This is a genomic window from Amycolatopsis sp. NBC_01286 (genome assembly GCF_035982555.1).
GTDB lineage: Bacteria > Actinomycetota > Actinomycetes > Mycobacteriales > Pseudonocardiaceae > Amycolatopsis.
The window spans coordinates 9,431,047-9,452,920 of the sequence record NZ_CP108428.1 but is presented as its reverse complement, the minus strand read 5'-3'; the positions used below and the strand labels follow the sequence as shown (position 1 = coordinate 9,452,920).

22 protein-coding genes are annotated in these 21,874 nt (G+C 72.4%); 10 read left to right on the top strand and 12 right to left on the bottom strand.

The features are described 5' to 3' along the window. The first annotated feature begins 2 nt into the window (after positions 1–2). Positions 3–827, top strand: a complete 825-nt coding sequence (locus tag OG570_RS43205) for an ABC transporter ATP-binding protein (RefSeq protein ID WP_326954496.1) — start codon at positions 3–5, stop codon at positions 825–827. On the opposite strand, the gene OG570_RS43200 is transcribed toward OG570_RS43205, so the two are convergent. Beyond that, entirely contained in the window at positions 820–1,476 is a 657-nt protein-coding gene (locus OG570_RS43200; protein ID WP_326954495.1) for an HAD family hydrolase, read from the bottom strand. The two genes, OG570_RS43205 and OG570_RS43200, sit on opposite strands and share 8 nt — an antisense overlap. A gap of 564 nt (positions 1,477–2,040) precedes the next feature. Here OG570_RS43200 and OG570_RS43195 point away from each other — a divergent pair. Both OG570_RS43195 and OG570_RS43190 read left to right on the top strand, forming a co-directional pair. Continuing rightward, the gene (locus OG570_RS43195; RefSeq protein WP_326948122.1) at positions 2,041–2,451 is read left to right on the top strand and encodes an STAS domain-containing protein; all 411 of its coding nucleotides are present in this window, start codon (positions 2,041–2,043) and stop codon (positions 2,449–2,451) included. A 54-nt stretch (positions 2,452–2,505) separates the two neighbouring features. Next, a complete protein-coding gene (locus OG570_RS43190; RefSeq protein WP_326960318.1) occupies positions 2,506–3,513 on the top strand; it encodes a zinc-dependent alcohol dehydrogenase in 1,008 nt (335 codons plus the stop codon). Here OG570_RS43190 and OG570_RS43185 read toward each other — a convergent pair. The 8 genes from OG570_RS43185 to OG570_RS48515 form a co-directional block, all read right to left on the bottom strand. Next, positions 3,510–3,983: a GNAT family N-acetyltransferase gene (locus tag OG570_RS43185; RefSeq protein WP_326948124.1), complete on the bottom strand. Its 474-nt coding sequence runs from the start codon at positions 3,981–3,983 to the stop codon at positions 3,510–3,512. The two genes, OG570_RS43190 and OG570_RS43185, sit on opposite strands and share 4 nt — an antisense overlap. 4 nt (positions 3,984–3,987) lie before the next feature. Then, positions 3,988–4,854 carry a 4-hydroxyphenyl-beta-ketoacyl-CoA hydrolase gene (couO, locus tag OG570_RS43180; RefSeq protein WP_326948125.1) on the bottom strand — a complete coding sequence of 289 codons (867 nt, stop codon included), beginning with the start codon at positions 4,852–4,854 and terminating at the stop codon, positions 3,988–3,990. 13 nt (positions 4,855–4,867) lie between these two features. Further along, positions 4,868–5,761, bottom strand: coding sequence for a 3-hydroxyacyl-CoA dehydrogenase NAD-binding domain-containing protein (locus OG570_RS43175; protein ID WP_326954494.1), 894 nt, complete (start codon positions 5,759–5,761; stop codon positions 4,868–4,870). Then, entirely contained in the window at positions 5,758–7,683 is a 1,926-nt protein-coding gene (locus OG570_RS43170; protein WP_326954493.1) for an acetoacetate--CoA ligase, read from the bottom strand. The genes OG570_RS43175 and OG570_RS43170 overlap by 4 nt, the downstream gene beginning before the upstream one ends. Then, a complete protein-coding gene (locus tag OG570_RS43165; RefSeq protein ID WP_326954492.1) occupies positions 7,680–8,447 on the bottom strand; it encodes a crotonase/enoyl-CoA hydratase family protein in 768 nt (255 codons plus the stop codon). Before OG570_RS43165 ends, OG570_RS43170 begins: the two co-directional genes overlap by 4 nt. Then, the gene (locus tag OG570_RS43160) at positions 8,444–9,928 is read right to left on the bottom strand and encodes an acyl-CoA synthetase (protein WP_326954491.1); all 1,485 of its coding nucleotides are present in this window, start codon (positions 9,926–9,928) and stop codon (positions 8,444–8,446) included. The genes OG570_RS43165 and OG570_RS43160 overlap by 4 nt, the downstream gene beginning before the upstream one ends. A gap of 72 nt (positions 9,929–10,000) precedes the next feature. Further along, positions 10,001–11,041, bottom strand: a complete 1,041-nt coding sequence (locus tag OG570_RS43155; protein ID WP_326954490.1) for a cytochrome P450 — start codon at positions 11,039–11,041, stop codon at positions 10,001–10,003. A gap of 75 nt (positions 11,042–11,116) precedes the next feature. After that, positions 11,117–11,242 (bottom strand): tryptorubin family RiPP precursor, encoded by a 126-nt coding sequence (locus OG570_RS48515; protein ID WP_371827495.1) that lies wholly within the window; start codon positions 11,240–11,242, stop codon positions 11,117–11,119. A 267-nt stretch (positions 11,243–11,509) separates the two neighbouring features. Here OG570_RS48515 and OG570_RS43150 point away from each other — a divergent pair, with 267 nt between their 5' ends. Continuing rightward, positions 11,510–12,274: a hypothetical protein gene (locus OG570_RS43150; RefSeq protein WP_326954489.1), complete on the top strand. Its 765-nt coding sequence runs from the start codon at positions 11,510–11,512 to the stop codon at positions 12,272–12,274. A gap of 294 nt (positions 12,275–12,568) precedes the next feature. Here OG570_RS43150 and OG570_RS43145 read toward each other — a convergent pair whose 3' ends face one another. Then, positions 12,569–13,177, bottom strand: a complete 609-nt coding sequence (locus OG570_RS43145; protein WP_326954488.1) for a TetR/AcrR family transcriptional regulator — start codon at positions 13,175–13,177, stop codon at positions 12,569–12,571. A gap of 88 nt (positions 13,178–13,265) precedes the next feature. Between OG570_RS43145 and OG570_RS43140 the strand changes: the two genes are divergently transcribed. Both OG570_RS43140 and OG570_RS43135 read left to right on the top strand, forming a co-directional pair. After that, entirely contained in the window at positions 13,266–14,753 is a 1,488-nt protein-coding gene (locus tag OG570_RS43140; protein ID WP_326954487.1) for an FAD-dependent oxidoreductase, read from the top strand. Positions 14,754–15,181: 428 nt separating this feature from the next. Then, positions 15,182–16,132, top strand: a complete 951-nt coding sequence (locus tag OG570_RS43135; RefSeq protein WP_326954486.1) for an MEDS domain-containing protein — start codon at positions 15,182–15,184, stop codon at positions 16,130–16,132. A gap of 28 nt (positions 16,133–16,160) precedes the next feature. Here OG570_RS43135 and OG570_RS43130 read toward each other — a convergent pair whose 3' ends face one another. Continuing rightward, complete coding sequence (locus OG570_RS43130; protein ID WP_326948134.1) at positions 16,161–16,496, bottom strand: helix-turn-helix domain-containing protein; 336 nt, start codon at positions 16,494–16,496, stop codon at positions 16,161–16,163. A gap of 396 nt (positions 16,497–16,892) precedes the next feature. On the opposite strand from OG570_RS43130, the gene OG570_RS43125 reads away from it, so the two are divergent. The 4 genes from OG570_RS43125 (at position 16,893) to OG570_RS43110 (ending at position 20,688) form a co-directional block, all read left to right on the top strand. Further along, on the top strand, positions 16,893–17,951 hold the full coding sequence (locus tag OG570_RS43125; protein ID WP_326954485.1) for a hydrogenase expression protein HypE: 1,059 nt from the start codon (positions 16,893–16,895) through the stop codon (positions 17,949–17,951). 5 nt (positions 17,952–17,956) lie between these two features. Continuing rightward, positions 17,957–18,457, top strand: a complete 501-nt coding sequence (locus tag OG570_RS43120) for a NifU family protein (protein WP_326954484.1) — start codon at positions 17,957–17,959, stop codon at positions 18,455–18,457. Beyond that, positions 18,454–19,086 carry a DUF5947 family protein gene (locus tag OG570_RS43115; RefSeq protein WP_326954483.1) on the top strand — a complete coding sequence of 211 codons (633 nt, stop codon included), beginning with the start codon at positions 18,454–18,456 and terminating at the stop codon, positions 19,084–19,086. Before OG570_RS43120 ends, OG570_RS43115 begins: the two co-directional genes overlap by 4 nt. 120 nt (positions 19,087–19,206) lie before the next feature. Beyond that, complete coding sequence (locus OG570_RS43110; protein ID WP_326948138.1) at positions 19,207–20,688, top strand: SulP family inorganic anion transporter; 1,482 nt, start codon at positions 19,207–19,209, stop codon at positions 20,686–20,688. On the opposite strand, the gene OG570_RS43105 is transcribed toward OG570_RS43110, so the two are convergent. Then, positions 20,685–21,845 (bottom strand): NAD(P)/FAD-dependent oxidoreductase, encoded by a 1,161-nt coding sequence (locus OG570_RS43105; protein ID WP_326954482.1) that lies wholly within the window; start codon positions 21,843–21,845, stop codon positions 20,685–20,687. The genes OG570_RS43110 and OG570_RS43105 overlap by 4 nt on opposite strands. Positions 21,846–21,874 lie beyond the last annotated feature (29 nt).

Genomic DNA, 21,874 nt, shown 5'->3' with positions numbered 1-21,874 from the left:
GGATGAGCAAGCCCGTCTTCGTGCAGCCCAACCTCGACGGCCCGGCGATCGAGCTCGCCGGCGTGGAGGTGCACGTCGGCCGGACGCCGCTGGTGTCGGGCGTCGACTGGCGGGTGGACTACGGCCAGCGCTGGGTGGTGCTGGGCCGCAACGGCGCCGGCAAGTCGACGATCCTGTCCGTGGCCTCGACCCAGCGGTTCCCCAGCGCGGGCACCGCGGTGGTGCTGGGGCACCGGATGGGCGCGGTCGACCTGCGGGACGTCCGGACGCACATCGGGTTCGTCGGCGCGAACCAGCGGCTGCCCGACGCCGAGAACCACAACGCGCACACCGTGGTGCTGACCGGCTACAGCGGCAGTGTGCTGCCGCTGTGGGAGCGCTACGACGACACGATCCGCGACCGCGCGGCGAAGCTCCTGGAGCTGGTCGGGTGCGCCGGCCTCGGCGACCGGCCGGTGCGGGTGTGTTCGCAGGGCGAACGCGCGCGCGTCCGGCTGGCCCGGGCGCTGATGGCCGACCCGCTGCTGCTCTTGCTCGACGAGCCGTTCGCCGGCCTCGACATGCCGGGCCGCGAGGACCTGCTGCTGGCGCTGGAGAACCTGACCCGGGCCCAGCCGGAGCTGGCCACGGTGACGGTGACGCACCACCTGGAGGAGATCCCGGCGACGGCAACGCACGCCCTGCTGGTGCGCCGCGGCGCGGTCACGGCCGCCGGCCCGATCGACGAAGTCCTGACGAACGACGGCCTGTCGGCGTGTTACGAGCGAGAGGTCGAGGTCCACCGGCTCAACGGCCGGTGGGTGGCGCACGCCCGCGCGGCTAGGTGAACAGCTCCGCCAACGGACTGTGGTCGAGGCCGTCGAGCAGGGCCGCGGGGTCGTCGTAGGTCGCCACCGCGCCCGCTTCGGTCAGCTCCGCCGCGCTGACGCCGCCCGAGAGCACGGCGACGGTGCGCACGCCCGCCTTGGTGGCGGCGTGGACGTCCCAGACGGAGTCGCCGACGAAGATCGTGTCGCCCGGCTCGGTGCCCGCGCGCTCCAGCGCGGCGTACACCGGCTCCGGGTCGGGCTTGGTGGCCTCGACGTCCGCGCCCGCGACGATGCCCGCGACGACGTCGTCGACGTCGAGGATCTTGCGCATGACGTCCAGCTCGTCGGGCCCGGCCGACGTCGCCAGCAGCACGCGCACCCCGTGCCCGGCGATGACGCGGATCAGCTCGGCGGCCTGGTCGAAGGGCCGGAGCATCCCGGCCGTCTCTAGGTAGAAGCGGCTGTGGAGGTCTTCGAGCCGGTCGCCGAGCTCGTCGGCGTCGGCTTGCCCGAGCAGGTCGGCGAGCAGCTTGCCGGACCCCATCCCGATCGCGCGGTGGACGCGCCAGGAGTCGACGTCGCGGTCCAGCTCGCGGAACGCGCGCTGCCAGGCGTGGACGTGCAGGTAGTTGGAGTCGACGAGCGTGCCGTCGAGGTCGAAGAGCACGGCGGTGGCGATGGCGATCCCTCCTTCGGACGCTCTGGTGGTACCCGGCGGGGCGACCGCGAAACGTCGCTTCGGCCGTTGTGGCGACGTGCGTCACGCGGGGAACATTTTCGCAGGCCGTGCGTTGTACAGACTGTCGGTACGGTGGTGTCCCCGGGCCTCACTCAATGCCTTCACGGAATGCCAGTCCGGCTGGAGCCGTGTAGCGCCACTCGCCGCGAGGCGACCCCCGTACCGACGCTTCGTCTCCCGCTTCTGCTCGCAGGTACCCCCAGCCTTCGCCGAGCGGGAGCGGGTCCTTTTTGTCCACTGAGGACCCGTTTCTTCGAGCGTGCGCTGTCGAGCACTCCGTACTTCACCCAGCCGTGGCGATCGGCGTGGGTACCCCTCCGCCATGGGGCAGGCGGTGGAGCGCGGCTCGCCCGTTGGGCGGGGTTGCGCCGGGAGGACGGGAGGCTACGCTGCGAGGGTACGGTTCAGGCAACAGCCGTTACCCCCATTCCGGTCTGCGTCCGAGCGGGACTCCCGCCCGGCACTTCAATCTGTGAACGAAGGCGTCTGCCGATGTTGGTTGTGCAGCACCCCGCGACGGCGATCCCCGTGACCCGCGCGGGCGCCGGTGCGTTCGATATCAAGGTGATCCGCCCCTACTTCGGTGCCGTGATGGTCCGGATCCGGGGCGCCCTCGCCGAAGAGAGCGCCGCCCAGCTCGAGGCCGTCCTGGCCACCTGGGCCCACCGCAAGTTCCCGGTCCTGGTGCTCGACCTCTCGGCGGTCGACCTCCTGGACGCGGCCGGCCTCGACGCGCTGGTCGACATCCAGGCCCGGACGCAGCGCGAGAGCACCACCCTGCGCGTCGTCACGGGCGACAACCGCGTCGTGCGCCGGGCCCTCTCCGACACCGGGCTCGACCACGAGCTCAACGTCAGCCCGCTGCCCGCCGGCTGGGAGCGCGCGACGGAGATCCCCGTCTGACCCAGGTGGCGTGCGCCCCGGCTCCCGGGTGAGACTTCCGGGGTGATCACCACCATGCGGGCCTTCGTGCTCACCGGCCCGCGGGCATTTTCGGTGCAGGACGTCCCGGTGCCCGAAGCCGTCCCCGGCGAGGTGGTCGTCGACGTCGAACGCGCCGGCGTCTGCGGCACCGACGTCGAGTTCTTCACCGGCGAGATGGCCTACCTGCACCAGGGCCACTCGGCGTACCCGATGCGGCTGGGGCACGAGTGGGCCGGCACCGTCTCGGCCGTCGGCGCCGGCGTCGACCCGGCGTGGCTCGGGCGCCGCGTCATGGGCGACACCATGCTCGGCGATCAGACGTGCCGCCGCTGCCGCAAAGGCCACCAGCACACCTGCGCGCGCCGCGAGGAAGTCGGCATCCGCGGCGGGCGGCCCGGCGCGCTGGCCGAACGGATCGCCGTGCCCGCGTGGTCGCTGCACGCGCTGCCCGATTCCGTCGACGCCGTCCTCGGCGCCCTGGTCGAGCCGGGTGGCAACGCTCTGCGCGCGGCGCAGGCCGCCGCCGTCGGGCCCGGCGATCGCGCGCTGGTGCTGGGGCCCGGGACGATCGGGCTGCTCGTGGCCCTGTTCCTGCGCGCGGCCGGCGCCGAGGTGCACCTGCTCGGGCGCGACGAGCCCACCCTCGCCTTCGCCCGCACCCTCGGCTTCGCGCACGCCTGGACCCGCGGCACGCTCCCGGACTTGTCCTTCGACGCGGTCGTCGACGCGTCCAACGCCGTCGAGCTGCCCGCGCTGGCCCTCGACCTGGTCGAACCGGCCGGCCGGGCCGTCTACATCGGACTGGCCGGGCAGCCCAGCCTGATCGACACCCGCGAGCTGGTCCTGAAGGACGTCACGGCCGTCGGCATCCTGTCCGCGTCACCGGGCCTGGCCGACACGATCGCCGCGTACGCGAGCGGCGCCGTCGACCCGCGGCCGCTGGTCGCGGCGACCGTCGGGCTCGACGACGTCGGCGCTGTCCTCGCGGGGGAGCACCACGCCGGTCCCGGACCGAAGGTCCACGTCGATCCGCGGCGTTAGTCGAGCCGCAGGATCGTTTCCTCGATCTCCGCGCCCCGGGCGTTCGCGTACCCGGTGTCGGTGCCGACGACGGTGAAGCCCGCCCGCTGCAGGACCCGCAACGATCCGGCGTTGTCGCTGGCCGCCCGCGCGTGCAGCGGCCGGACCTCGACCGCGTCGAGCAGCAGGGCGAGCGCTTGCCCGGCGATGCCCTGCCCCCACACCGACCGGTCGATCCAGTACGTGATCTCCGTGTCGCCCTCCATGACGAACGCGGCGATGCTGCCGACGAGGACGCCGTCGCGGGTCACCGCGCGGTGGGTGATCCCGGCGGAGAACCGCACCTTCGCCATGTGGGCGTCGAACGCTTCGCGGTCGTCGGGGTCCTTGTGGGTGAACGCGGCCATCCGGACCGCCTCGGGGTCCCGCTGCTGCTCGAACAACGCGTCGAGATCGGCGTCTTCGACCGGCCGGAGTGCTATCGCTGCCACCGGCTCAGGATAGGCCGAGCAGCCGGATCGCGTTGTCCTTCAGGATCATCGGCCGGACCTCGTCCTTGATGTCCAGTTCGGCGAAGTCCGCCAGCCAGCGGTCCGGCGTGATGACCGGGAAGTCCGAGCCGAACAGGACCTTGCGCTTCAGCAGCGTGTTGGCCGCGCGGACCAGTTGCGGCGGGAAGTACTTCGGCGACCAGCCGGACAGGTCGATGTACACGTTGGCCTTGTGCGTCGCCACCGAGATCGCCTCGTCCTGCCACGGCACCGACGGGTGCGCCAGGATGATCGTCAGGTGCGGGAAGTCGGCGGCGACGTCGTCGAGCAGCATCGGGTTCGAGTAGCGCAGCTTGATGCCGCGCCCGCCCGGCAGGCCCGCGCCGATCCCGGTCTGGCCGGTGTGGAACAGCGCCGGGACGCCGAGCTCGCCGATCGCCTCGTAGAGCGGGTAGAACCGCGGGTCGTTCGGCTCGAAGCCCTGCAGGCTGGGGTGGAACTTGAAGCCGCGGACGCCGTGCTCGGTGACGAGCCGGCGCGCGCGGTGCACGGCGGCCTTGCCGGAGTGCGGGTCGACCGAGCCGAACGGGATGAGCACGTCCGGGTGCGCGGCGGCCGCGTCGGCGATCTCCTCGCTGGACAGCGCGGGGTGCCCGGTGGCGGCGGGCGCTTCGACGGTGAACACGACCGCGGCCATCTTGCGGGCGCGGTAGTGCTCGGCGATCGCCGTCACGGTCGGCGTCCGGTCCTGGTCGGCGCGGAAGTACTTCGCGGACGCGTCGAGCAGCTCCTGGTCCAGCGCGAAGCAGCCGTGGCCGTCCTGCTCGACGTGGGTGTGGACGTCGAGGGCGGTCAGTGCGGAAAGATCCACTGGTGTCTCCAGGTCAGGGCAGGTCGGGCTGCGCGGCCTTGGCGGCCAGCAGCTGGTCGAGGACGGCGTCGCGGGCGGCGACGAGCCGGGCTTGGTCGGTGTCGGCCAGTTCGGCGTCGACGCCGGAGATGAGCGTCTCGGCGAGTTCCGGCGTCAGGTGGACCTGGCCCAGGTCACGCCACCACTCTTCGGTGGGCGGGCCGAGGTGCCGCAGGACGTGCGCCAGGCCGCCGGCGCCACCGGACAGGTGCTGGTTGACGAACGGGCCGAGCACCGCCCAGCGCAGCCCGGGCCCGTACGCGATCGCCGTGTCGATGTCGGCGACCGTCGCGACCCCGCGTTCGACCAGCGAATACGCCTCCTGCCACAGCGCGGCCTGCAGCCGGTTCGCGACGTGCCCGGGCAGCTCGCGCGTCAGCCGGATCGGGCGTTTGCCCACCGAGGCGTAGAACTCCACCGCCCGGTCGACGACCTCGGGCGCGGTGTCGCGGCCGGGCACGACCTCGACGAGCGGGATCAGGTGCGGCGGGTTGAACGGGTGCCCGATGACGACCCGCTCGGGGTGACGCGGGCAGCCGCGGGCGATGACGCTGGGCAGCAGCCCGGACGAGCTGCTCGCCAGGATCACGTCCGGCCGCGCGGCCTCGTCGAGGATGCCGAACAACGCGTGCTTGACGTCTTCGCGCTCCGGACCGTTCTCCTGCACGAAGTCCGCGGCGGCGGCCGCTTCACCGGCGTCGGCGACGAACCGCAGCCGATCCGTCGACACGCCTTCGAGCGCACTGCGCAACCGCTCTTCGGCGCCCGGCGCCGGATCGGTGGCGACGACGTCGTGGCCGTGGGCCAGGAAGAGGCCCGCCCAGCTCGCGCCGATCACGCCGGTGCCGATCACCGCGATGGTGCTCATGCGCGCGCCCGGAAGTGGTCGAGAGCGGTGGGATCGGCCAGGACGTCCCGGCCGACGACGTCTTCGGGGCGGGCGCCGAGCAGGAGTTTCTTCACGGGCAGCTCCAGTTTCTTCCCGGTGCGGTTGCGCGGGATCACCGGGACGGCGGTGATCTCGTCGGGCACGTGCCGCGGCGACAGCGCGCTCTTCAACGCGTTCTTGATGCGGCGGCGCAGGTCGTCGTCCAGTGCGCCGCCGTGCAGGACGACGTAGAGGCGGAGGTCGCCGTTGCCGCCCGCCGGGTCTTCGAGGTGCACGACGAGTGAGTCGTCGATCTCCGGCAGCTCCTCGACGACCGTGTAGAACTCGGCGGTGCCGAGCCGGACGCCGCCGCGGTTGAGCGTGGCGTCGGAGCGGCCGGCGATGACGCAGCCGCCGTCGGGCGAGAACCGCACCCAATCGCCGTGCCGCCAGACGCCGGGGTAGTCGGCGAAGTACGTTGCGCGGTACCGGGAATCCGGGTCGGTGACCGGGAGATCACCCCAGAACCCGACCGGCATCGACGGCATCGGCGCGGTGATCACCAGTTCGCCCAGCTCACCGACCACCGGCTCGCCGCGCTCGTCGAACGCCCGCGCGTCGACTCCCAGACAGGGACCGGAGATCTCGCCGGCCCACACCGGTTGCAGCGGGCTGCCCTGGACGATCCCGCTGCAGACGTCGGTGCCGCCGCTGCCGACGTTGAGCAGGACGTCGGGGAACCGGTCGGCGACCCACCGGTAGCCCTCGGCGGGCAGCGGGCTGCCCGCCGCGCCGATCTGGCGCAACGCCGACAGATCGAGGTCCGCCGCCGGGTCGAGGTCCGCTTTCCGGCACGCCATCAGGAAACCCGGGCTCGCGCCCAACAGCGTCGCGCGGGTTTCGGCGGCGAGGTGCCACTGCCAGGCCAGGTCCGGGTGCAGCGGGTTGCCGTCGACCAGCACGATCGACGCGCCGGTCAGCAGCCCGGACACGAGCGCGTTCCACATCATCCAGGCGGTGGTGGAGAACCACAGCAGCCGGTCGCCGGGGCGCAGGTCCCAGCTGAGGCCGTGGTTCTTGAGGTGTTCCAGCAGCAGCCCGCCGTGGCCGTGCACGATCGGCTTCGGTTTGCCGGTGGTGCCGGAGGAGAACAGCACGCACAGCGGGTGCGCGAACCCGACCGGCTCGAAGCCCGGCTCGCCCGGGTGGTCGAGCATCTCCGCCCAGCCGGTGGCGTCGTCGCCGTACCCGACCCGGACGACGTGCTCGAGGGTCGGCAGTCCGGCCATGATGTCGGCGACCTCGCCGCGGCGGTCGACGTCCTTGGTGCCGTACCGATACCCCGAAACGGTCAGCAGCACCTTCGGCTCGACCTGCCCGAACCGGTCGAGCACCGCGCGGGCCCCGAACTCCGGCGCGCAGGACGCCCACACCGCGCCGAGGCTCGCCGTGGCCAGGTACGCGACGACCGTCTCGGGGATGTTCGGCAGGTAGGCCACGACACGGTCGCCGCGTCCGACGCCCAGCCGTTTGAGGCCGGCGCGGGCCCGGGCCACCTGGTCACGCAGCTGCGCCCAGGTCAGCTCTTCTCGCGGACGCGTCTGCGAATACGCGATCACCGCGACCTCGTCGTCCGGCCGGTCGCTCAGGGCGTGCTCGGCGTAGTTGAGCGTCGCGCCCGGGAACCACTCGGTGCCCGGCATGCGCGGATCGGGGACGACCGCCGTCTCGGGCGTGTGGAAACGGACGCCGAAGTAGTCGCGGATCGACGACCAGAAGCCGTCGAGATCGGTCACCGACCAGCGGTGCAGGCTCGGGTAGTCCTCGAAGCCGAGGCCGCGGTGGGTGGTCAGCCAGCCGAGGTAGCGGCCGATCTCCGTGGTGTCACGGACATCGGCGGCGACCGGGCGCAGCGGCGTCACCGGGCGACCTTCGCCGCGCGCTTGTCCAGGAACGCCCGCATCCGGTCCTGGGCGTCGGTGCTGCCGGTGGCGACCGCCGCCATCAGCGCCTCCAGCAGGTACCCCTCGGCCGGGTTGGCCTCGGCGATGCGCGGCAGCGCCTGCAGCACCGCGAACGTCGTGATCGGCGACGTCGTGGCGATCTTGCGGGCCAGCCCGAGCGCGTGCTCCAGGCCTTCGCCCGGCTCGACGCGGTAGTGCGACAGGCCGGCCGCGTGGCCCTCGTCGGCGTCGAGGACGCGGCCGGTGAGCATCAGGTCGGTCATCCGGTGGGCGCCGATCAGCCGCGGCACCCGCACCGAGCCGCCGCCGCCGACGAACAGGCCGCGCTGGCCCTCCGGCAGCGCGTAGAACGCCGTCGACTCGGCGACGCGGATGTGCGTGGCCGACGCGAGTTCGAGACCGCCGCCGATGACCGCGCCCTTGAGCACCGCGACGACCGGGACGCGGCCGCGCTCGATCCGCTCGAAGGCGCGGTGCCACATCATCGAGTGCTGCAGGCCCTCGAACGCGTCCCGCTCGGTCAGCTCCGACAGGTCGAGCCCGGCGGAGAAGTGGTCGCCTTCGGCGTCGAGCACGACGGCTTTCACCTCGGCCGGCGGGTTGCCGAAGAAGGTTTCGAGGGCCAGGACGGTGGCGTCGTCGAGCGCGTTGCGCTTCTTCGGCCGCGACAGCCGCAGCACCGCGACGTCGTCGTGCAGTTCGAGGTGCAGCGTGCTGGTCATGCGGCTCCGTAGGTTTGGGCGGCTTGCTGGCGCAGCTCGACGCGGCGGATCTTGCCGGTGGCGTTGCGCGGCAACGCTTCGACGAACCGGACGTACTTCGGCACCTTGTACCGGGCCAGGTGCGCTTCGAGGTGGGCGCGGAACGCGGCTTCGTCCGGTTCCGCGCCGTCGCGGGCGACGACGTACGCGGCGCCGACCTCGCCCCAGCGCTCGTCCGGCACGCCGACCACGGCACAGGCGTCGACGGCGTCGAGCTGGACGGCGATCGCCTCGATCTCGGCGGGGTAGACGTTCTCGCCGCCGGAGATGATCAGGTCCTTGACCCGGTCGACGATGTGGGCCCAGCCGTCGTCCTCGACGCGGACGACGTCGCCGGTGCGGAACCAGTGCTCGCCGGCGAAGCTCGCGGCCGTCTCCTCGGGCCGGTTCCAGTAGCCGTCGAAGACGTGCGGGCCGCGCACGAGCAGTTCGGCGGGCTCGGCGCTCAGCGGCTTGCCGCCGTCGGCGGCCACGTCGGTGAAGAAGTGCGGCACGCCCGCGGCGACGGGGTGGTCGAGCGTGCCGTCGTGGGTGGCCATGAAGACGCCGGGGGAGGCCTCGGTCATGCCGTAGCCCTGCAGCAGCCGGACGCCGCGGTCGAGCCACGCCCGCGCGACGCGTTCGGCCACCGGCGAGCCGCCGTAGAGGACGCAGGTCAGCGAGCTGAGGTCGGTGGCCGCCCACGTTTCGTGGCGGCACATCATCTCCAGCATCGTGGGGACGGCGGAGAAGCTCGTGATCCCGGCTTCGGCGATGCGCGCGAGGATCGTCCCGGCGTCGAACCTGGCGACCGGCTCGACGCTGCCGCCCTTGAACAGCGTCGGCAGCGTGATCTGGCCCAGGCCCACGCAGTGGAACAGCGGCGCGATGCAGAGGGCCTTGTCGGTGCCGAGGACGTCCAGGTGGGCGAGCTGGTTGACGGTGTTCCAGGTCAGGTTGCCGTGGGTGAGGACCGCCGCCTTCGGGCGGCCGGTGGTGCCGGAGGTGTAGAGCAGCAGGCACGGATCGTCGAGGCCGACGTCCGGGTCCGGCGGCGGTCCGTCCCCGTCGCCGCCGGCCGGTATCACGCGCAGGTCGTGGGGTCCGGCCGCCGCGACGAGGGCGTCGGCGTCCGGGCTGTGCACGAGGACCGACGCGCCGCTGTCGCCGAGCATGTAGCGGATCTCGGCGGGGGCGAGCCGGTAGTTGAGCGGCACGAAGATCGCGCCGCAGCGGGCGGTGGCGAAGAGCGTCTCGAACACGGCGATGTCGTTGACGCCGAGGTAGGCGACGCGATCGCCGGGTCGCACGCCGCGCCGGGTCAGGTCGCCGGCCAGCCGGTCGACGCGGCCGGCGAGCTGCGCGTAGGTGAGGGTGCGCCCGGCCTGCGTCAGCGCGACGCGGCCCGGGTCGATCCGGGCACGCCGCGCGGGCCAGCTGCCCAGGCCGAAGTCCGCGCTCATCGCCACGCCTCCTGATATCAGGGAACCTGATAAGACTCAGGATGCGCGCGGACCGCGGCGGGTGTCAAGGGGTCAGCGGCGCACGACGCGCAGGTCGGCCACCTCCAGCAGGCCGTCGAGGTCGACGTGCCCCTTGAGCTGCCGCGGGTCCGGCACCAGCCCTTCCGCGCGCACGACGTCCAGCAGGCGGCTGGCCAGCGGCAGCACCATGTGACGGCCCCAGCAGCGTTCACTCACGTGGCCGAACGGCAGGTAACCCGGCTGGGTGTCGGCGTCCAGGTCCGCCCAGCGCTCCGGGCGGAACTCGTCCGGGTCGTCCCAGAGCGCGGGGGAGCGGTGGCTGACGATCGGCAGCAGCAGGACGTCGTCACCAGGGGTGATGCGCGCGTCGACCTCGGTGTACTCGGGCGAGCGGACGCGCAGGATGTTCCACGACGGCGGCAGCAGTCGGAGGGCTTCGTCGAGCACGTGCTCGTTCGGGACGTCGTCGGCGAACGGCGCGCCGAGCCAGACCGCGTTGGTGACCAGGGCGGCGACGGTGAAGCAGATCGGCGCGGCGACGCGCCGGTAGAGGTACATCCGGAAGCGCCGCTCGGCGAAGTCGTCCGCGGCGAGGACCTGGCGCGCGAGGGTGGACAGCTCCCGGCCCTCGGGGGACGGCGGGAGCACCGCGGACCCGGTGGTGACGGCCGACCAGGTCAGTTTCGGGGTGAGCTCCAGCCGCCGGTCGACGAGCGTCCGGAACCGGCGGGTTTCGCGGCCGAAGACCAGGTCACGCAGGTGGGCGTGCGGCACGGCCGGCCACTTCCCGGTGAGGTCGGGCCGGCCGGCGGGCTTCTTCAGGGCGGCCCGGACGTCCGCGCCGACGGCCTGCATCAGGCTCGCGGACTCCGTCCGGGTGACGCGCCGGCCGAGGACGGGCTTGAACGTGGGCCGCTCCTCGGCGTTCGCCGGGCGGGCCAGGAGCAGGGCGTTCATCAGGTCGGGGTCCGCGACGCCGATGGTGTCCGGTTCGAGCCGGAAGAGCTCGCCGCCCCGGTGCTCCCGCAGCAGCCGGTCGATCCGGGGCGCGAAGACGGTGCGTTTTGTCCGGTTACCGGCGGCGATGACCACTCTTCCGTGCTCCTTCGAGAGAATCGGAGGGCCGGTTCCGGGATGCCCGGAACCGGCCCGATCCGGTGCTGAAGATCAGATCCAGCCGTACCAGGCGTAGGCCTTCAGGCTCTTTGCGGGGAGCGCTTTCTTGACGAGCCGAACCAGCTTCACCGACGTCCTCCTTCGTTCGTGTGAAAGAGATCCCGCGTCCGCGATCATCCGGGGACCACATTACGGGGACGGTGTGCCGGTTGGTCAAGAACGAACTTGCGGTTGTCCATTCCCTGTCCGGTCACCGGTGAGCGGGAATGCCCTACGAACGTCGGTATTGATCGAATTCGCCTTCGATGCTACGGAATGGATTTACACACATGTATTTCATTCTTCACATTCGTGTCTCCGGCGGCATGTTCGAGACGGCCCTCGGGTGGGTAGCCAGGGGGTGTGGTGGGCGACGTCCGCCGAAACGAGTGGAGAGGTGAAGCCATGGGCGACGCTGCGGTCGGGCAACGAGTGAAGACGGCGGCGGCCGGCGTGCGAGAGCTCGCCGTCGAGGCCGCGCGAGTGGGCGCGGACGCGGCCGCGCGGGCGGTGGAGATCACCGACCGGAAGCTGACCGAGGGGGCCGACGAGCTGGCCCAGGTCGGCCGCAAGGCGACGAAGGACTTCGACAAGGGCACGAAGGCGTCCCGCCGTGAGCTGCGGGTGAACTCCGTCGCGGCGCGCGACGAGGTGCTGGCCCGCGCGGTGAAGATGCGCGACCCGGGCCGCAAGGCCGCCGAGGCGGTCGCGGCCGTCGTGGGCTCGCGGGGCGATTCCAGCCGCAAGCGCCGCAAGACGGTGGCGACGGCGAAGAGGGACCTGACGGCGGCGCTGGCCGAGGCCAAGAGCGCGGCCAAGGGCGAGCGGTCGAAGAAGGCCCGCTGGCCGTGGCTGCTGGGCATCGCGGTCCTCGCCGCGGGTGCGGCGGCGGTGCTGCGCGCCAAGCGGGGCAACCCGCTGGCGGAACCGCAGCTCCACGAGGCCGACGCGGCCGCGGAGAAGGCGGCCGCGCGGGCCAACGGCAGCGCGCCGAAGCCGCCGGTGACCCCGGCGACACCGCCGCCGGCCCCGCAGAACGGCGCGAAGACCCCGGTGGCCAAGCCCCCGGCGGCGCCGACGAGCGGTGTGAAGCCCGCGGCCGTCCCGCCGAAGCCGGCGGTGACCCCGCCGAAGCCCGCGCCGAGCCCGGAGAACAGCCCGAAGAAGTAAGCAGTACGCACGAAAGGCTCCGCGACGCACCAGGTATGCGTCGCGGAGCCTTTTGCGTTCACCCGCACAACAACGCGGCGCGCACGTCTCAGCGGGGTTTCAGCTGGTCCGAGCCCCGAGCCCCGAGCCCCGAGCCTCGAGCCTCGAGCCCCGAGCCCCGAGCCCCGCCCGCCTCCGGCCCCGGTCTGAGCGCTCGCTCGCGCCGTCCCGACCAGGCCGCGACCAGCGCCGCAAAGCCGGACAGCTCCGGTTCACGAAACTCCCGGGACCGGGTGTGGCTGGCCGCGGGGCGCCCTAGGCGGTCGCCCGCACCAGCGGCAGGAACAGCTCGTCGACGATCGCCTCGATGCGTTCGGGCTTCGGAGGTTCGAGGCCCATCACCAGGTCGTGGCGGACCAGGTCGAACGGCATGTCGAGCACCGCTGTGGGGATGCGCGCCAGGTCGATCTCGCCGCGGTGGTGGGCGCGCTGGTAGAGGGCCCGGCCGTGGGGGAGTGGCTGGTCGCCCATGACCTGGTCGCGGACCTGCGCCGGGGTCAGGCCGGTGTCGGCGAGCAGCCCCGAGAAGGCGGTGGCCACGGCGATGGCGAAGAACGCGGCCAGTGCTTCGCTCGCGGCCGTCAGCTGGGCGATCAGGTCGCCGCGCAGGGTGCCGGTGTCGGGTTGCGCGACCGGGTGGGCGCCCCGGTGGTGCTCGATCGCGGCGAGCACCAGCCGGTCCTTGTTGGCCCAGCGGCGGTAGAGCACGGCCTCGCTGGTGCGGGCGCGGACCGCGATCGACTCCATGGTCAGGCGGCCGTAACCGACCTCGACCAGCTCGTCCCACCCGGCGGTGAGCAGCGCGGCCTCGAGCTGCTTGCCGTGACGGCGACGGCGTGCGGGTTCGGCTGACTCGGTGACCACCCGGCCACGATAGAAAGCCTTTCCTTTCTTGGCAAGTCGCTCTACTCTGGCGTTAGAAAGAGATTCCTTTCTTGAGACGGAGGACGAGATGACCACGGTGCTGATCGCCGGCGCGGGCCCGACCGGGTTGACGCTGGCCTGCGTGCTCGCCCGCGGCGGCGTCCCCTTCCGCCTGGTCGACGCCGCTCCCGGTCCGCAGCCCGGCTCGCGCGGCAAGGGCGTCCAGCCGCGCAGCCTGGAGGTGTTCGACGATCTCGGCGTCGTCGAGCGGGTGCTCGCGCACGGCCGGATGGCGATGCCGATCCGGACGACCGCCGCCGACGGCCAGGTGACGCTGAGCGGCACCGAGCCGGTCGCGGCGCGGCCCGACATCCCGTACCCCGCGAGCCTGATCACGCCCGAGTGGCGGATCGAGGAAACGCTGCGGCTCCGGCTCGCGGAACTCGGCGGCGCGGTCGAGTTCGGCACCGCGCTCGAGAGCTTCGAGCAGTCGGACGACGGCGTGTCGGCGGTCGTCGTCCGGGACGGCGTGGCCGAGACGCTCACCGCGCGCTGGCTGGTCGGCTGCGACGGCGGCCACAGCGTCGTCCGCAAGCAGGCCGGTATCGCGTTCGAGGGTGAGACCCGGGACGCGGTGCGGATGATCGTCGCCGACGTCGAGGTCGACGGCCTCGATCGCGACGCCTGGCACATGTGGCGCCACGAGGACGGCATGGTCAACCTCTGCCCGCTGCCCTCGACCGGCGTCTTCCAGTACCAGGCCAGCATCGCGCCGGGGCAGGATCCCGAGCCGGGCCTCGCGAACATGCAGGCGATCCTCGACCGGCGCAGCGGCCGCGCGGACATCCGGCTCCGCGAGCCGGGGTGGACGTCGTTGTGGCGCGCCAACATCCGCCTCGTCGACCGCTACCGCGCGGGGCGCGTGTTCCTCGCCGGCGACGCGGCGCACATCCACTCGCCCGCCGGCGGCCAGGGGATGAACACCGGCATCCAGGACTCGTACAACCTCGGCTGGAAGCTCGCGGCGGTCGCGCACGGCGCGTCGCCGGCGTTGCTCGACACCTACGAGGCCGAACGCCGCCCGGTCGCGGCGGGTGTGCTCGCGCTGTCGGACGCGCGTCTCAAGGACGCGATCGAGCAGAAGGGCCTCGTCGTCCGCAGCGACGCGAGCACGAAGCAGCTCGGCGTCGGCTACCGCGACTCCGCCTTGGCCCGCGACGACCGCGACGAGACCGCGCGGCTGCGCGCCGGCGACCGCGCCCCCGACGCGACCGGGTTGACGACGCCGGAAGGCGAACGCCGGCTGTTCGACCTGACCCGCGGCGGCCGCTTCACACTGCTGAGTTTCGGCGCCCCGCCGGTGATCGACGTCACGACCTTCCGCGTCGTCGAAGCCCCGGCCGCCCCCGGCGAGGTGGCCGACACCGAAGGCCGCCTCGCCGACGCGTACGGCGCGGGTGCCCGCACCCTCGTGCTGATCCGCCCCGACGGTTACATCGCCCTGATCTCCGACGCGGGCGACGCCTCGGCGGTCGCGGGCTACCTCGCCGAGATGGTCGGCAGTACCCAGCGCTAGGAGGTGGGACCAGGGGGCCGGCCCGCTCGGCTCGCCGGGCATTGCCACCGGACTCCGGGTATTCGTGTTTTGCGAACAACGCGCACACTTGGTGGCATTGCCGCGAGGTATTTTCCGGCCGTCGCCGGGACAGTTGTGGTCGAGGCTCGCGGGCGCTCGGACATAAATGGTCGCGACGCCGGTACGCCGGTGGTCGGCACGCCTCTGACCTGTGTCGATGGTGATCGACGCCCGGGACATAAATGGCGCGGTACCGGGACGTTCCAAAACGACCAGGGGTGAATGCTCCGAAAGGTGGAATGGATTCCTGCGGCGATACCGAAAAGGCTCCGCCGCGGGTACTCTCCCCTCGTTCCCACAGAACGTTCTGCGGAACGACACCATCTTGCGGTCGAGTTCGAAGACCGGTCCCCGGAGGTTAAGCGCGTATGGCGACCCCGACGTCCGTCCCCGCCGAGACAGACTTTCGGCACCAGAGCTGCGTCTACGGCAGCGACGCGGAGTTCCTCGCGATGGCGGTCCCCTTCGCGCGGGACGGGCTCTGCCGGGGCGAGCCGGTGCTCGTCGGCACGACGGAGGCCAACCAGGAGCTGCTCGACGACGTGCTGGGCGCCGACGCGGGCAGGATCGTCCTGGTCGAGCCGGCCTGCTTCGAACGCCGTCCGCCGCAGCTCGCGGCCGCGTTGCACCGGTACTGGACGCGCTACCGGTCGACGGCGCCGGGCAGCACCGTGCGCGTGCTCGCCGAACCGGCCCGCGTCGGCGCGGCCGGGTGGCCGCACACCGAGGCCGGGTTCAACGTGGCCCTCGCCGACACCGGGATCTGGATGCTCTGCCCGTACGACACCAGGATCTTCGAGGCCGGCGCGATCGAGGACGCCCGGCGCGCGCACCCGGAGCTGCTCGTCGGCGGCAGGGCCGAGCCGTCCGCGCAGTTCGCCGCGCCCGAGCGGGTCGAGGGCCTTCCCGCGTCCCCGCCGCCGCTCGGCGAAGCCGCCGACATCTTCCGCTTCGAGGGCGACCTCGTCGCCGTGCGGCGCTACGTGCTCGAGAAGGCCGGCCCGCTGCTGCGGCCCGAGAACGCCGTGGCCATGTTCGGCATCGCCGTCGGCGAGGCCATCACCTACCTGACCGAGCACGGCATCGGCCGCGCGGCCGTGTGGGTCCGCCCGGCCGCCGGGCGCGTGGTCTGCACGCTGCACAGCGACGAGCCGCTCGACCTGCCGCCGTTCTTCGGGTCGCGGCCGCCGGACCTGCGTTGCTCCGACACCGGGCTGTGGCTGACCGACCAGATCTGCGAGTGGCTCGACATCAGCTCCGACGCGTCGGGGTGCACCATCGAGCTGGCGACGCCGGGATCGTGGGCGAGCGAGAACTGACGTCCGGACACTTGTGTCCGCGGCGGGCTCAGCGCAGCGGCACGTCGCCGAACTGCTCCTGGATCCGGCGCAGCTCACGCAGCCGCGGCTCGGTCTGCCCGCCGATCCAGCGGTTCACCGTCTTCACCGACACCCCGAGCCGCCGCGCGGCGGCCTCCCGGGTGGTGCCCGTGCGGCGCAGCGCCTCCGTCATCCACTCGGCGAAGCTCTCCGCCGCCTCGCCGGGTTCTTCCGGAACCGGCGTTTCCGGCGCGGCGGGATCCAGGTGCGCCGTCGCCGAGGGCAAGACGTCGAACTCGACCCGGCCGGGGTATTTCCGGCACGAGATTTCGATCATTCCCGCCGGGCCGGCGGCGGCCAGCAACGTGCGGAGGATCGTGTTTCCGACTTCGCGATCTTCCGCTTCGGCCAGTGGTGAGTCCGCGAGGCAACCGCGGAGGAATTCCCGGATTTCCGGAACCGCTGACGGCCTCGCCGGGAAAACCTTCGTGCTGACCTCGACCGATACCACCTCGATCGCCTCGCCGCGCGACAGACCAGCCGACTCAACCACTCGAAGTGCCCCTTCCGGTGGCCTCCGAGTGTAGCCGTGCGGGGGAATTTCCCCGACCCCGGAACGGAGTAGCGCGTCGCCCCGGTTCTGTCGCGACCGGACCGGACACTCTTGCCGCCACTGCCGGACAGGTCTACGGTGAGCGTCCGTCGGGCCGTCCCGAGGCGGGATTTCCTGAACTTCCCGAGCCTTCAGAGGTGCGCATCGATGGACAGGGCCCCGCAGCACGGCAACGGCCCGCCGGCCGACTCCACGAATGACCCACCCATCGTCCACATTCTCTGGATGAATGGCGGGCTGAGCTGCGACGGCGAATCGGTGGCGTTGACCGCGGCGAGCCAGCCCAGTATCGAAGAGATCGTTCTCGGCGGTCTTCCCGGCTTGCCGAAGATCGAAATGCACTGGCCGTTCCTCGATTTCCAGTGCGGTCCCGAACGGACCCGGGACAGTTTCATCGAGTGGTGGCACAAAGCCGATCGCGGCGAACTCGACCCGTTCATCCTGGTGATCGAAGGCTCGATCGCCGACGAGACGAACAAGACCGAGGGTTTCTGGTCCGGGTTCGGCAACGACCCGCTCACCGGCCAGCCCGTGACGGCCAGCGAATGGCTCGACCGGCTGGCCCCCAAGGCGATGGCGGTCATGGCCGTCGGCACCTGCGCGGCGTACGGCGGCATCCACGCGATGGCGGGCAACCCGACCGGCGCGATGGGCGTGCCCGACTACCTCGGCTGGGACTGGCGCTCCAAGGCCGGCCTGCCGATCGTGTGCGTCCCCGGCTGCCCCGCCCAGCCCGACAACCTCTCGGAGACCATCCTGCACCTGCTCTTCCAGGCGTCCGGCCGGGCGCCGGTGATCGCCGTCGACGAGGCGCTGCGCCCGAAGTGGCTGTTCCAGAACACCGTCCACGAAGGCTGCGACCGGGCCGGGTACTACGAGCAGGACGAGTTCGCCGAGCAGCACGGTTCGCCGAAGTGCCTGGTCAAACTCGGCTGCTGGGGCCAGGTCGTCAAGTGCAACGTGCCCAAGCGCGGCTGGATCAACGGCGTCGGCGGCTGCCCGAACGTCGGCGGCATCTGCATCGGCTGCACCATGCCGGGCTTCCCCGACAAGTTCATGCCCTTCATGGAGGATCCGGCGGGCGCCGGCACCCCGGCCGCGGCGAGCACCGTGTCGGGCTCGGCGATCCGCATCCTGCGGGAGATCCGGACCAAGCCGGGCGCCGACGAGCCGCAGAGCACGCCGTCGCGGGCCACCAGCTGGTGACGCCGATGCCTTCCGTCCGCGCCGTCGGCGACCGCGTCGAAGAACTGCTGGGTGTCCTGCTCGGCGGCCCCGCCCGGGAGCCCGCCGAGCAGATCGTGCGGGAGCTGATGGACCTCTACGGCGAAGGCCTCGCCCGGATCGCCGGTCTCCTGCGCGTGCGCGACCCGGCCCTGCTCGACGAGCTCGCCGGCGACGGCCTGCTGGCCGGGCTCCTGGTGCTGCACGACCTGCACCCGCACGACGCGGGCACCCGGGTCCGCCGGGCCCTGGACCGGCTCGGCACCGACGCCGAATTCCTGGGCGTCGACGACGGCGTCGCGCGGGTGCGGGTGGCCCGCGGCCGCGGTTGTGGTGCCGCGGCGGCCGACGCGCTGCTCGAAACGGCGGTCCTCGACGCCGCCCCGGAGCTCACCGGCGTCGAGCTGACCGAGCCCGCCGCGCTCTTCCAGATCGGCATGGGCCCGCCGCCCGGCTGGGGGCCGGCCGCGGAAGGGCGGGCTTCATGAGCTCCCGCACCGGTTTCCCGCACCGCGCGGACCAGCCGGGCCCGGTGCCGGAGCAGCGTTCGGCGTGGCTGGAGAAGTGCGAGCTGTGTGGGACGCCGGTCGCCTCGCGCCACGGCCACCTGGTCGACACCGGCCGCCGCGGCCTGCTGTGCGCGTGCCGGGCTTGCTTCCTGCTCTTCATCGAAAGCCACCGCGGCGACCCCCGCTACCGCGCGGTGCCCGACCGGTACCTGTGGGACCCGGAGCGCCCGGTGGCCGCCATCGACTGGGCCGGCCTCGGCATCCCGGCGGGCTTCGCGTTCTTCCTGCGCCGCGGGGCGGGCGTCGCGGCGTTCCACCCGGGCCCGGCGGGGGCCGCCGAAAGCCTGGTGACCCTCGACCTCTGGACCGAACTGTCCGCCGGCCACCCGCTGCTCGCGGCGGCCGAGCCCGAGGTCGAGGCGATCCTGTTCCACGACGCCGGGTGCGGCACGGACTGCTACCTGGTCCCCGTCGACGTCTGCTACCGCCTGGTCGGCACGGTCCGCCGCTACTGGACGGGCTCCGACGGCGGTCCCCGCGTCCACGAGCGCGTCGACGAGCTGTTCGAAGAGATCCGGGAGCGGGCCCGGCCACTGCCCCGGGCGTGACCCCGCCCTCACTTCCTTCACCGGGCTTCCTCGCCACCGGCGGCGCTCCTCTACCGTGAAGATCACGTTGTCTACGCCGACGCGGTGATCGTCGCGTCCGAGCATGTCTGGTCGTTCCCCGTGCCTTCAGTTCCGCTGTTCCCGCGTGCGCGCCCGGCGTGGCTCTCGCCGAAGGTCGCCCGCACCGAGGTCCTCGCCGGGCTGGTCGTCGCGCTCGCGCTGATCCCCGAAGCGATCTCGTTCTCGATCATCGCCGGGGTCGACCCGCGGATCGGGCTGTGCGCGTCGTTCACGATGGCCGTGGTGATCTCGGTCGCCGGCGGGCGCGCGGCGATGATCTCCGCGGCCACCGGCGCGATCGCCCTCGTCGTCGCGCCGCTCGCCCGGGAGCACGGCCTGGGCTACCTCGTCGCCACGGTCATCCTCGGCGGCCTGTTCCAGATCGTGCTCGGCTCCCTCGGCGTCGCGAAGCTGATGCGGTTCGTGCCGCGCAGCGTGATGGTCGGCTTCGTCAACGCCCTGGCCATCCTGATCTTCCTGGCGCAGGTGCCGGAGCTGATCGACGTCCCGTGGCCGGTCTACCCGCTGTTCGCCGCCGGGCTGCTGATCATGGTGCTGCTCCCGAAGCTGACCCGGGCCGTCCCGGCGCCGCTGGTGGCCATCGTCGCGCTCACGGCGTTGACGATCGCCGCCGGGATCACCGTCCCGACGGTGGGGGACAAGGGCGCGCTGCCGTCGTCGCTGCCGGTCCCCGGCGTGCCGGACGTGCCGTTCACCTGGGCCACCCTCACCCTGCTGGCGCCCTACGCGCTGGCGTTCGCGCTGGTCGGGCTGATGGAGTCGCTGATGACCGCGAAGCTCGTCGACGACCTCACCGACACCCGCTCCAGCAAGACCCGCGAGGCGATCGGGCAGGGCGTCGCCAACGTCGTCACCGGGATCTTCGGCGGCATGGGCGGCTGCGCGATGATCGGCCAGACCATGATCAACGTCAAGACGGCCGGCGCGCGCACCCGGCTCTCGACGTTCCTGGCCGGGACGTTCCTGATGATCCTGTGCATCGTGTTCGGCCCGGTCGTGTCCGACATCCCGATGGCGGCGCTGATCGCGGTGATGGTGCTGGTCGCGTTCGGCACCTTCGACTGGCACAGCGTCGCCCCGGCCACGCTCAAGCGCCTGCCCGCCGGCGAGATCGGCGTCATGGTCATCACGGTCGCCGTCGTCGTGGCCACCGGCAACCTCGCCATCGGCGTGGTCGTCGGCAGCGTCCTCGCGATGGTCATCTTCGCCCGCCGGGTCGCGCGCGTCGTCGAGGTCACCGCCGTCACCGACCCGGACGGCACCCAGATCGTCTACGCGGTCGCGGGGGAGCTGTTCTTCGCCTCCAGCAACGACCTCGTCTCGCGGTTCGACTACGCCGGCGATCCGGACAGCGTGGTCGTCGACCTCACCGGGGCCCGGATCTGGGACGCCTCGACCGTCGCCGCGCTCGACGCCGTCACCGCGAAGTACGAAAGCCGCGGGAAGAGTGTGGAGATCGCCGGGCTCGACGAGCGCAGCGCGACCATGCACCGGCGGCTGTCCGGGGAGCTTCGCGCTTAACCCTTCGCGGGCACCGGCTCGTGCTTGCGGATCAGCTCCTCGCCGCGCTCGTAGTCGTCGTCGGCTTCGTGGGTGAGGACGCCGACCGCCGCGCCGTCGCGTTCGTACCAGACCGTGAAGCCGCCGCCGTCGCGCTCGACCAGGTGGGCGTGGTCGAAGCCGTCGCCCCAGGCGGCGTACTTCAGCACCCGGTCGCCGATCTCGGACCAGAAGCCCGGGACGTCGTCCCAGGTCTCGGACTCGCCGGCGGCGTTGCGGCCGGCGATCGCGCCCATGGCCAGGCCCTCGCCCCAGTGCTCGACGGCCAGGGCGCGGCCCGCGGCGGTGTTGTCCGCGAAGGCGACGTCGCCGGCCGCGAAGACGTCGGGCGCGCTGGTGCGCAGCCGGGCGTCGGTGCGGACGCGGCCCTGCTCGATCGTCAGCCCGGCCTTCTCGGCGAGCGTGCTCCGGGGGCGGATGCCGGTGGCGAGCAGGACGAGCCCGGCGTCGAGCACCGGCACCAGGTCCGAGCGGATCCGGTGGCCGGCCTCGATCGACTCCAGCGTCGTGCCGCGCAGCACGCTGACGCCTTCCGCCTTGAGCCACCGCAGGATCCGGATCCCGGCGTCGCGGCCGAGGCGGGCTTCCTGCGGGACGTCCTCCTGGCAGACGACGGTCACCTGCACCCCGAGGCGCACGAGCGAAACCGCGGCCTCGCAGCCGATGAACCCGGCGCCGACGACGATCGCACTGCGCGCGTCGGACGCGACCTTCTGCAGCTCGCGCGCCGACTTCGCCGAGCGCAGCACCAGCACGTCGACGTGCTCCGCGCCGGGAATGTCCGGCCGCAAGGGTTCGGCGCCGGTCGCGAGCACACAGCGGGTGAAGGCGTGCTCCAGACCGGCGGCGGTGCGCACGCGGTGATCACCGAGCTCGACGACCGGATCGCCCAGCGAGACCGAAATGTCCTGCGAGGTGAAGAACTCTTCGCTCTCCATGCCGATGTCGTCGGTCTCGCCACGCAGGAAGTCCTTGGACAACGGCGGCCGCTCGTAGGGCGGATCGGTGTCGGCGGTGAGCAGGCGGACATCGCCGCGCCCACCGGCTTCGCGATACGCCCGGGCGGCCGACACCCCGGCCGCGCCACTGCCGATCACTACCAGGCTTTCGGAGGTCATCCTTCGGCGTACCCATCGCGAGCCGGGGT